Raw genomic sequence first — 15142 nt, 5'->3', positions numbered from 1 at the left:
GTTGCCGCCTTTCTGTCTGATGCCGGGCCATGCAGTTGCGCGGCCCGGCAGACCATGGATCAGTAACCCAGACCTTTACGCGCCTCGTATTCACCAGCAGGATCATCGGATTGCGTGAACAACTTCGATTCCGTCTGGATGAATTTCGCAGGCTCGGTCCCGTCCGCCCAATAGGCTTTCAGCGCATCGAACGCAGGCCCTGCCATATTCGGCGTGAGTTCGACCGTGGCGTTTGCTTCGCCCGCGGCCATGGCCTGAAAAATATCCGGCACGCCATCGATAGACACGATCAGGATATCCTTGCCCGGTGCCAACCCGGCCTCCTTGATGGCCTGGATTGCGCCCACGGCCATATCGTCATTATGGGCGTAAAGCGCGCAGATATCCTTGCCGCCGTTTTCGGCCTGAAGGAAACTTTCCATCACCTCCTTGCCCAGTGCACGGGTAAAATCGCCGGTCTGGCTGCGGACGATGGACAGGTTGGCGTGGTCCTTGATGGCGTTTTCAAAGCCCGTCTTGCGGTCGATGGCAGGGCTGGATCCGGTAGTGCCTTGCAGTTCGACGATCCTGCATTCCCTGTCGCCGACCTCGTTGACCAGCCAGCCGCCCGCGACCTCACCCTCATGCACCAGATTGGATCCGACAGCCGTCAGATACAGATCATCCGAACTGTCCACCTGACGGTCCAGCAGGACGACCGGGATTTCAGCCTCTTTCGCTTCTTGCAGAACGGAATCCCAGCCGGTCGCCACGACCGGGGCCAGCAAAATCGCATCGACGCCCTGCGCGATAAAGGAACGCAACGCCGCGATCTGGTTTTCCTGCTTCTGCTGCGCGTCCGAGAATTGCAGCTGATAGCCGCGTTCTTCCGCCTGACTTTTGGTCAGCGTCGTTTCTGCAGCGCGCCAGCCGGATTCAGATCCGATCTGGGAAAAGCCGACAGTTTCGCCATCGGCCAGCGCCGCCGTGGCCGAGATGGCCATGGCAGCAACCGTCGTGAAAAGGGTCTTTCTGGTCATGGTATCCTCCCTGATTTATGACCGTGGGTGGGCGCGGCCGGTATGGTCAGTCGCGCAAGTCTTCGGGCAGCAGGGCGTCGGGAATGTTCTGATAGCTGACCGGACGCAGAAAGCGGCGGATCGCCATCGTGCCAACGCTGGTTGCACCGAAATTCGTGCTGGCCGGATAGGGGCCGCCGTGAACCATGGCATCGGCAACCTCGACCCCCGTGGGCCAGCCATTCGCCAGCACCCGGCCTGCCTTGCGTTCCAGGACCGGCATCAGCCGAGCGGCCAGCGGGATGTCGGCATCATCCATTTGCAGGGTCGCGGTCAGTTGCCCCTCCAGCCCGCGTGCCAAATCGATCATCTGGTCGTCATCCTTGACAGTGACGATCAGACCCATCGGGCCAAAGACTTCTTCGCCAAGCGCATGGTCGCGCAGAAAGTCATCGGCGGTCGTGCGATAGACGTTCGGGCGGGCATTGCGCCCATGGCTTTCCGTTCGCGTCACGGTCGCGGCCAGATCGCCAATCCGCCCAGCCCCGTCACGATAGGCCTGCGCCATATCATGGGTCAGCATGACCTGTTCGGCCACGGCGTCTGACGCCCTCGCGGCGGTATCGACAAAGGCGTCGGCGCCGTCTGCCGGCAGAACCAGCAAGCCGGGATTGGTGCAGAACTGACCCGCGAAAAGCGTCAGACTGCCGACCCAGCCTTCTGCGATTTGCGCGCCACGGGTGGCCAACGCCTCGGGCAGCACAAAGCAGGGATTGATGCTGCCCAATTCGCCATAAAACGGGATCGGCTCGGGCCGTGCCGCGCACAGATCGAACAATGCGCGACCGCCCCGCAGGCTGCCGGTAAAGCCAACGGCCTTGATCAGCGGATGTTCGACCAGCGCCTTGCCCACCGCGTTGCTATCCCCGTGGATAAAGGAAAAGACGCCCGCGGGCATACCGGTTTTCTGGATGGCCGCGTGGATGGCTTCGGCGATGATTTCACCCGTGCCCGGATGGGCCGGGTGGCCCTTGACGACGACAGGACAGCCCGCCGCCAGCGCAGATGCCGTGTCGCCACCTGCTGTTGAGAACGCCAGCGGAAAGTTGGACGCACCAAAGACCGCGACCGGGCCGATCGGGCGCTGGATCAGACGCAAATCAGGACGTGGCGGCTGGCGATCCGGCAATGCACCGTCGTGTCGGCGATCCAGATAGTCGCCATCCCGGATATGCTGCGCAAACAGGCGCAACTGCCCCGTCGTCCGGCCGCGTTCGCCCTGCAACCGCCCGGCAGGCAGCCCGGATTCCTGTGTCCCGATTTCGGTCACATCATCGCCGCGTGCGTCGATCTCATCCGCGATGGCATCCAGAAATGCGGCCCGTTCCGCCCGGCTGGTATAGCCATAAACCTCGAACGCCTGCTCGGCCGCCCAAACCGCGCGATCAACCAGCCCCTCGTTGCCCGAGGCGAATTCATGCACCGGACCATGAGCTGGCGAGGATGCGAAGGTCTTGTCCCCGTCGATCCATTCGCCTGCGATCAGATGTTTCCCTTTCGGAGTGTAGGTCATCGTTCTTCCTTAGAATTCAAAATCTTCGACTGTGTTTCTGCGGCCAAGCGTGAAAGCATCGGCGACCAGAACCATGGGGGACAGGTCAACGTCGCAACGCTTTTCGCCGATCAACTGCGCCATCTGCGCGTAAAGCGTGGGATATTCCGCGCCCAGTATCTTGTCGTCGCCCTCTACCGCCTTGCCATCGATTTCCAGCTTGTTGCCGCCATTGCGCAGCGCAAGATGTCCGCCATCGGTGACAAATTCCATGTCCCATGTCTGCGGGCCTTGCTCGCGGAAATCAAAATCGGCGGTGATATTGCCGCTGAATTGCAACCGCGCGGCAATCGGGGCCTGACGGTTGCCGGGAATGTCGATTTCGGCGCCTGTCAGGTAGATTGGCATAGGCAGAATTTCGGTCAGGATCGAGGTGGCGTTGATACCGGGGTCAAAGACGCCCATGCCGCCGGCCTCGAAGATCCAGTCCTGACCGGGATGCCATTTGCGCACATCCTCGCGCCAGATCACGCGGCCTTCACGGATGGTCCGGTCGGCTAGCCACGCTTTCGCGCTGGCGACGCCATGAGCACAGCGCGAATGCCATGTCGCAAACAACGACACGCCCTGCGCCCGCGCCAGATCATGCAGGATATGCACCTCGGCCAAGGTGGCGCCCGGAGGTTTTTCCAGCATCACATGCCGCCCGGCCAGCAACGCGGCCTGCGCCGCCTGAAAGCGCGGAACGGGTGGCAGGCACAGGCTGACGGTGCCGATGTCGGGGCGTGCCGACAGCATATCTTCGATGCTGGTAAACGCCTCGACCCCATCGACCTTGCCGCTGCGCGAAACAGTGGCCGCCAGTTCCCAATCCGGACCACCCGCAATCGCCGGGACATGCTGATCCACGGCGATCTTTCCAATGCCGACAAGCGCGATCTTCATCAGTGGCTGTCCTTTCCGACGTCATTGCCGCGACATCCTTTCAGGAAGTCCAGATCGGCCCCGGTATCCGCCCCCATCACATGGGCCTGATGCAACCATGCGTAACCGCCGGTCGGTTGGTCGGGCAGCGGCGTCCATTCGGCCAGCCGCGCGGCCAAGTCCTCGTCGCTGATATCCAGATGCAGGCGGCGGTTCGGCACGTCCAATTCGATCATGTCACCGTTGCGCACCACGGCCAACGGGCCGCCCGCCGCAGCTTCCGGGCTGGTATGCAGCACCACCGTGCCATAGGCGGTGCCCGACATGCGCGCATCGCTGATCCGCACCATGTCGGTGATGCCCTTTTTCAGCACCTTGGGCGGCAGCCCCATATTCCCGACCTCGGCCATCCCCGGATAACCCTTGGGGCCGCAATTCTTCATCACCATGATGCAGGTTTCGTCGATATCCAGCGCATCGTCGTCAATCTTCGCCTTGTAGTCGTCGATATCCTCGAACACGACGGCGCGACCCCGATGGGTCAGCAGATGCGGACTGGCGGCGGATGGTTTCAGCACCGCGCCATTCGGGGCAAGGTTGCCGCGCAGCACGGCGATACCGCCCTGTTGGGTCAACGCCTTGTCGGCGGGCAGGATGACATCGTCGTTCCAGTTGACGACATCCTTGACCTCATCCCAGATGGTGTCGCCGCTGACGGTCAACGCATCCTTGTTCAGCAAGCCCGCCTCGCCCAGACGTTTCAGAACGACGGGCAAACCACCGGCATAGAAGAATTCCTCCATCAGGTATTTTCCTGACGGCATCAGGTTCACGATGGTCGCCACGTCGCGCCCGCAACGGTCCCAATCATCCAGCGTCACATCAACACCAACCCGACCCGCAATCGCCAGCAGATGAACAACCGCGTTGGTCGAGCCGCCAATCGCGCCATTCGTGCGGATCGCATTTTCAAAGGCGGCTTTCGTCATGATGTCCGACGGCTTCAGATCATCCTTGACCATCTGCACGATACGGCGCCCCGACATCTGCGCCATCACGCGGCGGCGGCTGTCCACCGCCGGGATCGCGGCATTGCCCGACAGCGCCATGCCCAACGCCTCGGCCATGCTGGCCATGGTGCTGGCGGTGCCCATGGTGTTGCAGGTGCCCGAGGATCGGCTCATCGACTGCTCGGCCTCGAGAAATTCGTCCTGCGTCATCTCTCCGGCCTTCACGGCCTCGCTGAATTTCCACAGATGGGTGCCGGACCCGACACGTTCGCCACGGAAATAGCCGTTCAGCATCGGACCGCCCGTCACGACAATCGAGGGCACATCGCATGACGCCGCCGCCATCAGCAGGCTGGGCGTTGTCTTGTCGCAGCCGACCATCAGCACCGCGCCGTCGATGGGCTGTCCCCGAAGGGTTTCCTCGATCGCCAGGGCGGCCAGATTTCGGAACATCATCGCCGTCGGGCGGAACGTGTTTTCGGAAGCCGAGAACACCGGAACCTCGACCGGGAAGCCACCGGCCTCCCAGATGCCCGCCTTCACTTTTTCCGCAAGTTCGCGCAGGTGCCCGTTGCAGGGCGTCAGGTCCGACCAGGTGTTCATGATGCCGATGATCGGGCGGCCATCGAACAGGTCATGCGGATAGCCCTGATTTTTCAGCCAGCCACGATGATAGATCGTGTCGCGGGAATTGCCGCCATACCAATGCTGTGAACGCAGCTTACGCGGCCAGGGTGCGGGGGTGAAAGTCATGTCGATTTCTCAAAGGGCAGAGACGGCGACCGGGGCCGCGTCATTTGGCAATTGGCTCAGGCCGTTCTGCAAAGGCAGGCCGAACGCGTCGCAGGCAATCTGAAACTGATCGCCAGGCTGCACGGTCACACCATCCGCAAAGGACAGCGTGGCGGTGCCGAAGAAATGCACATGCACATCGCCGGACCGGCGAAACAGGTCATATTTGAAGTGATGATGTTCCAGATTGCCCAGACTGTGCGACATGTTCGCCTCGCCCGACAGGAAAGGTTTTTCCCAGATCACCTTGCCATCGCGGATCACGCGGCTGGTGCCTTCGACATGTTGGGGCAGATCACCGATCAGCATTTCGGGGCCAAAGCTGGCGGGACGCAGCTTTGAATGGGCCAGCCACAGGTAGTTGCCGCGTTCGGTCACATGGTCGGAAAATTCGTTGCCAAGCGCGAAGCCAAGGCGGAACGGCGTGCCATCCGCACCGATCAGATAGATGCCCGCAATCTCGGGCTCTTCGCCCGCATCCAGCGCGAAACCGGGCGAGGTCAGATCGGCACCGGGCGCGATGGCGGCATAGCCATTCCCCTTCCAGAACCATTCCGGCTGAACGCCAACCGCGCCGTGATCCGGCTTGCCCCCTTCCAGACCCATGCGGAACATCTTCATGCTGTCCGTCAGATCGTCGGGATCGGCCTTCTTGTGCATCGAGTTGCGGGTGGCGGCCGACCCCAGATGGGTCAGCCCCGTTCCCGTCAGATGCAGATGCGCGGGATCGGCATGATCCACCGGCAGCAGCATCCGCCCTTCGGCCAGTGCGGCGGCCAGATCAACGGCTGCACCCTGCCCGCGTGCGGCAATTTCGGCGGCCAGGCTGCGGCCCGCATCAATCGCGGCCTGCGCCAGCTCAACCGTCGTGGACACACCCGGCACCAATGTTGCCGTGTCGCCCTGACGCACCGCGACCGCGCGGCTTCCATCGGGCAGTTTCAGTTGCGACAGCAGCATCCTTCAGCCCTCTTTGTTCTTGTTGTAGACGTCGAAGAAAACAGCAGCCAACAGCACCAGCCCCTTGATGACCTGCTGATAGTCGATGCCAATCCCCAGGATCGACATGCCGTTGTTCATCACCCCCATGATGAACGCGCCGACCACAGCGCCGACGATCTTGCCCGACCCGCCAGCCATCGACGCGCCACCGATGAAGACAGCGGCGATCACGTCCAGCTCGACCGCGAAGCCCGCTTTCGGCGTCGCTGTGTTCAAACGCGCAGCATAGATCAGGCCGGCCAGCGCAGCCAGAACGCCCATGTTCACAAAGGTCAGGAAAGTCAGGCGTTCGGTGCGGATGCCCGACAGCTTGGCTGCCTTGGCGTTGCCGCCCACCGCATAGACCCTGCGGCCCAGCGTCGTGCGTTCGGTGATGAACACATAGATCACCGTCAGGATCACCATGGACAGAAGCACGTTCGGCAAACCGCGGAACCATGCCAGCTTCCATGTCACGAACAGCAGGGCGGCGGCGACGATGGCGTTGCGCAGGATGAACAGGCCCATCGGCTCATCCTCGATGCCGTAACGCGCGTTGCGGGCGCGGGTGCGCATGCCCAGCCAGACAAGAACCAGCACGGTGACGAGGCCGACCGCCATCGCCAGGACATTCGGTTTTCCGACGCCGAACAGGTCGGGGATGAAGCCGTTCGACAGCGCCTGAAAACTTGCCGGGAAGGGGCCGATGGACTGGCCCGCCAGCAGCCATAGCGAAAGCCCGCGAAACACCAGCATTCCGGCCAGCGTCACGATAAAGGACGGAATGCGCCAATAGGCCACGAAATAGCCCTGCGCCGCACCGATGATGCCGCCGCAGATCAGACAGGCCACGATTGCCACCGCAACCGGCCAGTCCCAACTGACGATCATCACCGCAGCCAGCGCGCCTACAAAGCCCATGACCGATCCGACCGACAGGTCGATATTCCCGCCCACGATCACCAGCAGCATGCCAAGCGCCATGATGATGATATAGCTGTTTTGCAGGAACAGGTTGGTGATGTTCACCGGTCGCAACAGCGTGCCGCCGGTGACGATCTGGAAAAAGACCATGATCGCGATCAGCGCGAATAGCAGGCCGTATTCGCGCATATGCTTCGCGATATAGGCACCGATTCCGGTGCCGGTGTCCGAGGCGCTTTCGGTATGTGCCATAGCCGCCTTCCTCCCTTATTCTCTGACGATCAGCGACATGATGGCCTCCTGACTGGCCTCGGCCCGGGTCAGTTCGCCGACAAAGCTGCCTTCATTCATGACATAGATCCGGTCGCACATGCCCAGCAGCTCTGGCATCTCGGACGAGATCATGATGACAGCTTTGCCCGCCGCGCTAAGATCGTTGATGATATTATAGATTTCGTATTTCGCGCCGACGTCGATCCCGCGTGTCGGTTCGTCCAGGATCAGCAATTCCGGATCGGTGAACAGCCATTTGCCCAGGACCACCTTTTGCTGATTGCCCCCCGACAGGTTCATCACCTTCTGGAACACCGTCGGCGTGCGGATGCGCAGCGATTTGCGGTATTTCTCGGCCACCTCGGTTTCGCGGGCATCGTCGATGACGCCGCGCTGCGACACGCCTTTCAGATTGGCAAGACTGGTGTTGCGGCGAATGGTTTCCTCCAGGATCAGGCCAAGCGTCTTGCGATCTTCGGTCACATAGGCAAGGCCCGCGTCGATGGCACGGTCCACGGTGCTGACATCGGCAGGCTTGCCATGCATCAACACCTGCCCGCTGATGTCGCGGCCATAGCTGCGGCCAAAAACGCTCATCGCAAGTTCGGTGCGGCCTGACCCCATCAACCCGGCGATACCGACGACCTCGCCTGCGCGGACGTTCATCGACAGGTTCTTGACGACCTGCCGTTCGCGCTGTTCAGGATGCCAGACGTTCCAGTCCTTCACTCGAACACCACATTGCCTGCCCGGCTTTCGCGTTCGGGATAGCGATGCGCCATGTCGCGGCCAACCATGTCGCGCACAATGCGATCTTCGGTCAGTTCACCGCCGCGCGCGTCGATGGTGGAAATCGAGGCGCCGTCGCGGATCACCGTGACCGTATCGGCGACGCGGCGCACCTCGTTCAGTTTGTGGCTGATGATGATCGAGGTGACGCCCTGTGATTTCAGTTCCAGCAGCAGATCCAGCAGGGCCTGGCTATCGGATTCCGACAGTGCCGCCGTCGGTTCGTCAAGGATCAGCAGGCGCACGTTCTTGGACAGCGCCTTCGCAATCTCGACAAGCTGTTGCTTGCCCACCCCAAGGCTGTCAACACGTGTGCCCGGTGTTTCACGCAGCCCCACCTTGGCCAGCAGACCTTCGGTTTCGCGGAATGTTTCGGGCCAGTCGATGACGCCATGGGACGCGCGTTCATTGCCCAGAAAGATATTCTCGGCGATGGTCAGCAGCGGGATCAGCGCCAGTTCCTGATGAATGATGATGATGCCGCGATCTTCGCTGTCGCGAATGCTGCGAAAGGCGGCCGTTTCGTTGTCATAGACGATATCCCCGTCGTAACTGCCATGCGGATAAACACCCGACAGCACCTTCATCAACGTGGATTTACCGGCGCCGTTCTCACCACAGATCGCGTGAATTTCGCCCTCGCGGACGGCGATACTGACATTGTTCAGCGCCTTCACACCCGGGAATGTCTTGGTGATATTGCGCATTTCCAGAAGTGTGGACATGGCGGACTCCGTCGGTCAAAGGCCGCCCGCGCGGGGCGGCCTTATTGCCTGTTATTTCAACTGATCTTCGGTGTAATAGCCCGACCCGATCAGCACGGATTCGATGTCGCCTTTTGTCACCGGAACCGGCTGCAGCAGATAGGAGGGAACGACCTTGACGCCGTTGTCATAGGTTTCGGTGTCGTTGATTTCCGGCTCTCCGCCTTTCAGCATCGCATCGACCATGCCCACGGTGACTTTCGCCAGTTCGCGGGTGTCCTTGAAGATGGTCGCATATTGTTCATCGGCGCGGATGGATTTGACCGACTGCACTTCGGCGTCCTGCCCCGACACGATCGGCATCGGCATGTCGCCCGAGCCGTAGCCCACACCTTTCAGCGACGACAGGATACCGATGGACAGCCCGTCATAGGGCGACAGCACGGCCTGAACCTGCTTGTCGGTGTAATTGGCCGACAGGATGTTATCCATGCGGGCCTGTGCCGTCGCCGGATCCCAACGAAGCGTGCCGACGGTATCCATGCCCATCTGCCCCGACGGGATCACGACCGAGCCATCGTCGATCAGCGGCTGCAGAACCGACATCGCGCCATCATAGAAGAAATAGGCGTTGTTGTCGTCCGGGCTGCCGCCGAACAGTTCGACATTCCACGGCTTCGTGTCCGGGAAACGCTCTTTCAGGCCGGCGACCAGCGTGTTTGCCTGTTCGACGCCGACTTTGAAGTTGTCAAAGGTCGCATAGTAATCGACATCCGGCGTGTCGCGGATCAGGCGATCATAGGCGATGATCTTGATGTCGGCGGCTTTGGCATTGGCCAGCGCGTTCGACAGCGTCGTGCCGTCGATGGCGGCGATCACCAGCACATCCACGCCTTTGGTGATCATATTCTCGACCTGCGCAAGCTGGTTGGGAATGTCATCTTCGGCATATTGCAGATCGGTGTCATAACCAGCTTCCTGGAACTGCTTGACCATGTTGTTGCCATCGTCGATCCAGCGGGCCGAGGACTTCGTCGGCATCGAGATCCCGACGGTTTCGGCCATTGCACCAACGGCGCACCAAGACACACCGATCGCAAGCGCGATCGCGGCGGTATTCAGCTTCATCAGTATAATCCTCCCTGCGCAGCGTCTTTGCGCCTGCGGTTCCCTTGTTAGGTGGCGCGAAGACTAGCAATGGAAGTTCATATCGGTAAAATGAAATTTTAAGCCATCCGTATATCAAGGATGATATGTCAAATTTCCGCCTTGCCCTGAAGCCCGCACAGTTGCGCCTGATCGACCAGATCGACCGCCACGGTCAATTGCAGGTCGCCGCCGATGCCTTGGCCATGACACAGCCCGCCGCATCCCGCATGCTGGCCGAGGTCGAGCGGCAAATCGGCTCGGCCTTGTTTCAACGCACACCCAAGGGAATGGAGCCGACCGAATTTGGCGTATCCTTTCTGCGCCGCGCCCGCGTGATCCTGCGCGAAATGGAGAGCATCGCCACCGATATGCGCGATCTGCGCGAGGGCTATGCCGGCGCGGTTCGGGTGGGGGCGGTGACAGGTCCGGCCGTCAGCCATCTGGTTGCCGCCGTGCGCCGCGTGAAGCAGGAAGCACCGGAAGCCCAGATCAGCATCGACGTGATGCCATCCCGTGAGCTGCTGAAACAGTTGACCGCAGGAGAGATGGACTTCGTCCTTGGCCGCATCCTGCCCGAATATGACAGCAAGGCGTTCAACATCCTGCCCATGCACGACGAAAAAGTAACCATGATCGCGCGTGTCGGCCATCCGCTTGGCCGTGCATCTGTCGTGACGCTAATGGAAATGGTCGGCCATGAATGGGTGCTGCAACAGCGCGGATCGCCCATCCGCGAAGCCACCCTGGCGGCCTTCGCGGGCGTCGGACTGGCCGAGCCGAAGAATATCATCGACAGCCCCTCGATGCTGCTGACCATCGCCTATCTGGCGCAAAGCAATGCCATCGCCGCCGTCTCGGATGAGGTTGCGCAACTGCTGATCCAGCCGCCGATCTCGGCCAGGTTCACGGTGCTGAAAACGGCGCATGACCTGCGCGTGCCGCCCTATTACCTGCTGGATCTGGTGCGCCGTCCGCTGTCGCCCTTGGCCCTGCGTCTGCGGGAAGAGTTGGTGACCATGTCGCGTCGCCCGATCCTTGATCTGACGACGCGCTGATCAGTCGCTTTTGGTGCGCCCCTCGACCAGGGTTTTGATCAGCATGGTCACCAGCGCCAGCAAGGTCAGCGTCGAGGCCGCCGCAAACGCACCAACGATGTTCAGATCATTGAACAGCAGCTCGATCTGCAAGGGCAGTGTATTCGTCTGCCCCCGGATGGAACCCGACACGACCGAGACGGCGCCAAACTCTCCGATCGCGCGGGCGGATGCCAGAACCGCGCCATAGACCAGCGCCCAGCGGATATTTGGCAGCGTCACCAGCCGGAAAATCTGAAATCCCGACGCGCCCAGCGTCAGGGCGGCCTGTTCCTGTTCCGACCCTTGCGCCTGCATCAGGGGCAGGACTTCGCGCGTCACGAAGGGCGCGGTGACGAACAGCGTGACCAGCACGATCCCGGGCAACGCGAACAGGATCTGGATATCGGCATCTGCCAGCATTGGCCCAAGCAGCCCCTGACGACCGTAAAGCAGCAGATAACAGACGCCCGCGATGATCGGAGAGATTGAAAATGGCAGCTCGATCACCGTCAGCAGCAGCTTGCGGCCCGGAAAGGTAAACCGCGCGATCAGCCACGCCGCAGCAAGACCGATGACGATATTCACCGGCACGGTGATCAGCGCGACCAGCGCCGTCAGCCAGACCGCATGCAGCGTGTTCGGGTCAAGGATGTTTTGCGCAAAGACGCCAAAGCCATCGGCCAGCGCACGCCAGAAGATATAGATCAGTGGCACCACGATGATGACGGCAGTGACCGCGACCGCCAAGCCGATCAGAAGACGGGAAGCGGTCTGTTTTTCGCGTGGCGCCAGCGCACCGGGGACGACAGCCGGTTTCACGTCACACCCCCTTTGCGCTGCATCCGCGATTGAAGCCAGTTCGACAGCGCCAGCAGGATCAGCGCAATCAGCATCAGCGTCAGCGCGATTGCGGCGGCCCCGTTGTAGTCATATTCCTCTAGCCGGATCATCGCCAGAAGCGAGGCGATTTCGGTCTTCATCGGCAGATTGCCCGCGATGAAGATGACGGCGCCAAATTCGCCCAGCGAACGGGCAAAGGCGATGGTCGCGCCGACCAGAAAGGCCGGTTGGATCGCCGGAAAGATCACCCGGCGAAAGATGGTGAAGGGCGACGCGCCAAGGCTGCGGGCGGCCTCTTCGACCGCCGGATCGAGGTCCTCCAGAATCGGCTGCACCGTGCGCACGACGAAGGGCACGGATGTAAAGCTCATCGCGATCGCGACGCCCCAGATGGTATAGACGACGCTGATCCCCGCCGGGGCAAGGATCGACCCATACCAGCCATTCGCGGAAAACAGCGCGGTCAGGGACAGACCAGCCACCGCCGTGGGCAACGCAAAGGGAATATCCATCATCGCGTCCAGCAGCCTGCGCCCCGGAAAGCAATAGCGGGTCAGCACCCATGCCATCAGCAACCCATAGGCCGCATTGAACAGCGTTGCGATTGCGGCCGCCGTCACGGTCAGCCGCAGCGCCGCCAGGGTGCGCGGCGAGGTCACGATTTCCCAATAGCGGACAGGGCCGATTTCCGCCCCTTTCAGCACCAGCGCCAGCACGGGCAGCAGCACGATGATGCCGACATAGCTAAGCGTCAGCCCCATCGTCAGCCCAAAGCCGGGAAGAACGCGCCGCGTTCTGCCGCTGCGAGGTATCGCGACCGCCACCGAGGTCATTGGTTCACAAAGACCTTGTCCAGAATACCGCCTTCGGCGAAATGTTCGGCCTGCGCCTGATCCCAGCCACCAAAGACATCATCGACGGTCACCAGTTCGACTTCAGGAAATTCCGATGCGAATTCGGCAGCGATTTCTTCGTTGTTCAGGCGATAGAAATGCTTGCCCAGAATGCGCTGCGCTTCGGGCGTATACAGATAATCCAGATAGGCCTTTGACACGTCTTCTGTGCCTTTGCGTTCGGCATTCTCGGTCACGATGGCGACCGGAAATTCAGCCAGAACGGACAGCGATGGCGTCACGCGCTGAAATTTCTCATCGGCATATTGCCCCGCAATGCCTCCGGTTTCGGCCTCGAAGGTGATCAGCACATCGCCCAGACCACGTTCGGCAAAGGTCGCCGTCGCAGCGCGCCCGCCAGTGTCAAAAACCGGCACGTTGGCAAAGATCTTGCGCACGAATTCCTGCGCCTTTTCCTGATCGCCACCATTCTGTTTCAACGCATAGGCATAGGCTGCCAGATAGGTGTAACGGGCGTTGCCGCTGGTTTTCGGGTTCGGAAAGATCACCTGAACGCCTTCCTGCGTCAGATCGTCCCAATCCTCGATCCCCTTCGGGTTGCCTTCGCGGACCAGAAAGGCGGGCAGCGAATAATAGGGCGAGGCTTCGTTCGGGAACGCCTCGCGCCAGTTTTCATCAACCATGCCGCCCTCGGCCAGCACGTCGATATCCGTTACTTGGTTGAAGGTGACCACATCGGCTGGCAAGCCTTCCAGAATGGCGCGGGCCTGTTTCGACGACCCGGCATGGGATTGCTCGACCTCGACCGTGCGGCCGGTATCGGCCTGCCACTTGGCGGCAAAGGCCGGATTGATTTCAGCGAACAGTTCGCGGGCAACGTCATAGGACACGTTCAGAATGGAATCGTCTTGCGCGAAGGCCGGGCCGGACAGGCCAAGGATCAAAGCAAGCGCAGTCGTCAAACGGGTTTTCACAGCCGGTTCTCCTTGAGGGCGTGAGGTGTTGTTTCTGCGGCAACCGGGCTGGATGCGCGCTGCGACGCGAGGCCGGGGAATATCTGTCCCGCGACCGCGCAAAGGCTGACATTCATGCCGGTTTCCAGCCCGTGACCGTCACGACGCGGAACCTCGGCTTCAATGCGACAGCCACTGTCGGATTCGGCCACCACGCGCAGCAGCGCGCCGGTAGAGCTGATTTCTGTCAGGTGAAAGGGCGCCGCCGGATCGGCAACAGGTTGAATATCGGCGGGGCGCAGGAACAGCGTGGCAGGCCCTTCGGGCAGGGCACGGCGCGGCAGCGCGGTCAGATCAAAGCCTGCAGCCTCGGCCCTGCCCGCCTTCATCACCACCGGCAGTTCGACCGTCAGGCCAAGGAAGCGGGCGACAAAGGGCGTCGCGGGGTGGTCATAGATCTGATCCGGGCGGCCGATCTGTTCGATCACGCCGCCATTCATCACCACCACACGGTCGGCCAGCTCAAACGCCTCTTCCTGATCGTGGGTGACGAAAATCGTGGTGATGCCGGCGCTGTCATGGACGCTGCGCAACCAACGGCGCAGATCACGGCGGACCTGTGCGTCCAGTGCGCCGAAAGGCTCATCCAGCAGCAATACGCGCGGTTCAATCGCCATGGCGCGCCCCAGTGCCACCCGCTGACGCTGACCGCCCGAGAGTTCAGACGGATAGCGATCAGCCAGCTGCGAGATTTGCAGAAAGGTCAGCAGGCGCTGAACAGTTTCGGCGATCTGTGCCTTGCCGGGGCGCTGCGCACGCGGCAGAACGGTCAGGCCAAAGGCAATGTTTTCGCGCACCGTCATATGCGGAAACAGGGCGTAGTGCTGAAACACCATGCCGATCTTGCGCTGCGCCGCCGTTTTCAGCAGCCAGTCCTGCCCTTCAAAGGACAGATTCCCGGCATCGGGCCAGTCCAACCCGGCGATGATCCGTAAAAGTGTCGTCTTGCCCGACCCTGATGGCCCCAGAAGCGCGATCAGTTCGCCCTTGGCAACGTCCAGATCAATACCGCGCAACACCTCGGTCTGGCCAAAGCGGCGGGTGATATTCGACATGGCAAGCGACATGATGCGTCCTTTGTGACTTGGCTGAACAGTTAACAACCGCCCATCCCCTTGCCAAGGAACGGCGATTGGCGACCTTTGGCCAGAAAAGAGAATATTATTCTATGCCGATACTGCGGGCTTGCGCCTTGCTGAAAGTCGCTACAGCTTGCCGTTGATTGCGGGCCGATTTTCGCCTTGCCTCGGCGTGGCGGCCCTG

12 protein-coding genes and 1 pseudogene are annotated in these 15142 nt (G+C 61.3%); 1 reads left to right on the top strand and 12 read right to left on the bottom strand.

Annotated features, from left to right (window positions below; all coding sequences use genetic code 11):
• Positions 1-59 precede the first annotated feature (59 nt).
• The 8 genes and pseudogenes from ytfQ to chvE all read right to left on the bottom strand — a co-directional run bounded on the left by ytfQ (position 60) and on the right by chvE (position 10075).
• The gene (ytfQ, locus tag H4P12_RS00845) at positions 60-1019 is read right to left on the bottom strand and encodes a galactofuranose ABC transporter, galactofuranose-binding protein YtfQ (protein WP_187791704.1); all 960 of its coding nucleotides are present in this window, start codon (positions 1017-1019) and stop codon (positions 60-62) included.
• Between the two features lie 46 nt (positions 1020-1065).
• On the bottom strand, positions 1066-2571 hold the full coding sequence (locus tag H4P12_RS00840; protein WP_187791703.1) for an aldehyde dehydrogenase (NADP(+)): 1506 nt from the start codon (positions 2569-2571) through the stop codon (positions 1066-1068).
• A 9-nt stretch (positions 2572-2580) separates the two neighbouring features.
• Positions 2581-3495, bottom strand: coding sequence for a Gfo/Idh/MocA family protein (locus H4P12_RS00835; protein ID WP_187791702.1), 915 nt, complete (start codon positions 3493-3495; stop codon positions 2581-2583).
• Entirely contained in the window at positions 3495-5237 is a 1743-nt protein-coding gene (gene araD, locus H4P12_RS00830; protein WP_187791701.1) for an L-arabinonate dehydratase, read from the bottom strand. Before araD ends, H4P12_RS00835 begins: the two co-directional genes overlap by 1 nt.
• A gap of 9 nt (positions 5238-5246) precedes the next feature.
• Positions 5247-6236 (bottom strand): AraD1 family protein, encoded by a 990-nt coding sequence (gene araD1, locus H4P12_RS00825; protein ID WP_187791700.1) that lies wholly within the window; start codon positions 6234-6236, stop codon positions 5247-5249.
• 3 nt (positions 6237-6239) lie between these two features.
• Complete coding sequence (gene mmsB, locus H4P12_RS00820; RefSeq protein ID WP_187791699.1) at positions 6240-7433, bottom strand: multiple monosaccharide ABC transporter permease; 1194 nt, start codon at positions 7431-7433, stop codon at positions 6240-6242.
• 15 nt (positions 7434-7448) lie between these two features.
• Positions 7449-8968: pseudogene (mmsA, locus tag H4P12_RS00815) on the bottom strand (multiple monosaccharide ABC transporter ATP-binding protein).
• Between the two features lie 51 nt (positions 8969-9019).
• Entirely contained in the window at positions 9020-10075 is a 1056-nt protein-coding gene (gene chvE, locus H4P12_RS00810) for a multiple monosaccharide ABC transporter substrate-binding protein (RefSeq protein WP_187791698.1), read from the bottom strand.
• Positions 10076-10200: 125 nt separating this feature from the next.
• Here chvE and H4P12_RS00805 point away from each other — a divergent pair, with 125 nt between their 5' ends.
• Positions 10201-11151 carry a LysR substrate-binding domain-containing protein gene (locus H4P12_RS00805; RefSeq protein ID WP_187791697.1) on the top strand — a complete coding sequence of 317 codons (951 nt, stop codon included), beginning with the start codon at positions 10201-10203 and terminating at the stop codon, positions 11149-11151.
• On the opposite strand, the gene cysW is transcribed toward H4P12_RS00805, so the two are convergent.
• Genes cysW through H4P12_RS00785 form a run of 4 tightly spaced genes read right to left on the bottom strand, consistent with a single transcriptional unit; the run spans position 11152 to position 14946 of the window.
• Positions 11152-11991 carry a sulfate ABC transporter permease subunit CysW gene (cysW, locus tag H4P12_RS00800; RefSeq protein ID WP_187791696.1) on the bottom strand — a complete coding sequence of 280 codons (840 nt, stop codon included), beginning with the start codon at positions 11989-11991 and terminating at the stop codon, positions 11152-11154.
• Positions 11988-12845 carry a sulfate ABC transporter permease subunit CysT gene (gene cysT / locus H4P12_RS00795; RefSeq protein ID WP_187791695.1) on the bottom strand — a complete coding sequence of 286 codons (858 nt, stop codon included), beginning with the start codon at positions 12843-12845 and terminating at the stop codon, positions 11988-11990. Before cysT ends, cysW begins: the two co-directional genes overlap by 4 nt.
• Entirely contained in the window at positions 12842-13840 is a 999-nt protein-coding gene (locus H4P12_RS00790; RefSeq protein WP_187791694.1) for a sulfate ABC transporter substrate-binding protein, read from the bottom strand. Before H4P12_RS00790 ends, cysT begins: the two co-directional genes overlap by 4 nt.
• Positions 13837-14946: a sulfate/molybdate ABC transporter ATP-binding protein gene (locus H4P12_RS00785; RefSeq protein WP_187791693.1), complete on the bottom strand. Its 1110-nt coding sequence runs from the start codon at positions 14944-14946 to the stop codon at positions 13837-13839. The genes H4P12_RS00790 and H4P12_RS00785 overlap by 4 nt, the downstream gene beginning before the upstream one ends.
• Between the last annotated feature and the right edge of the window lie 196 nt (positions 14947-15142).

The organism is Paracoccus amoyensis (assembly GCF_014490725.1).
Taxonomy (GTDB): Bacteria; Pseudomonadota; Alphaproteobacteria; order Rhodobacterales; family Rhodobacteraceae; genus Paracoccus; species Paracoccus amoyensis.
The sequence above is the reverse complement of the archived record's forward strand: the minus strand, read 5'-3'. Positions and strand labels throughout refer to the sequence as shown.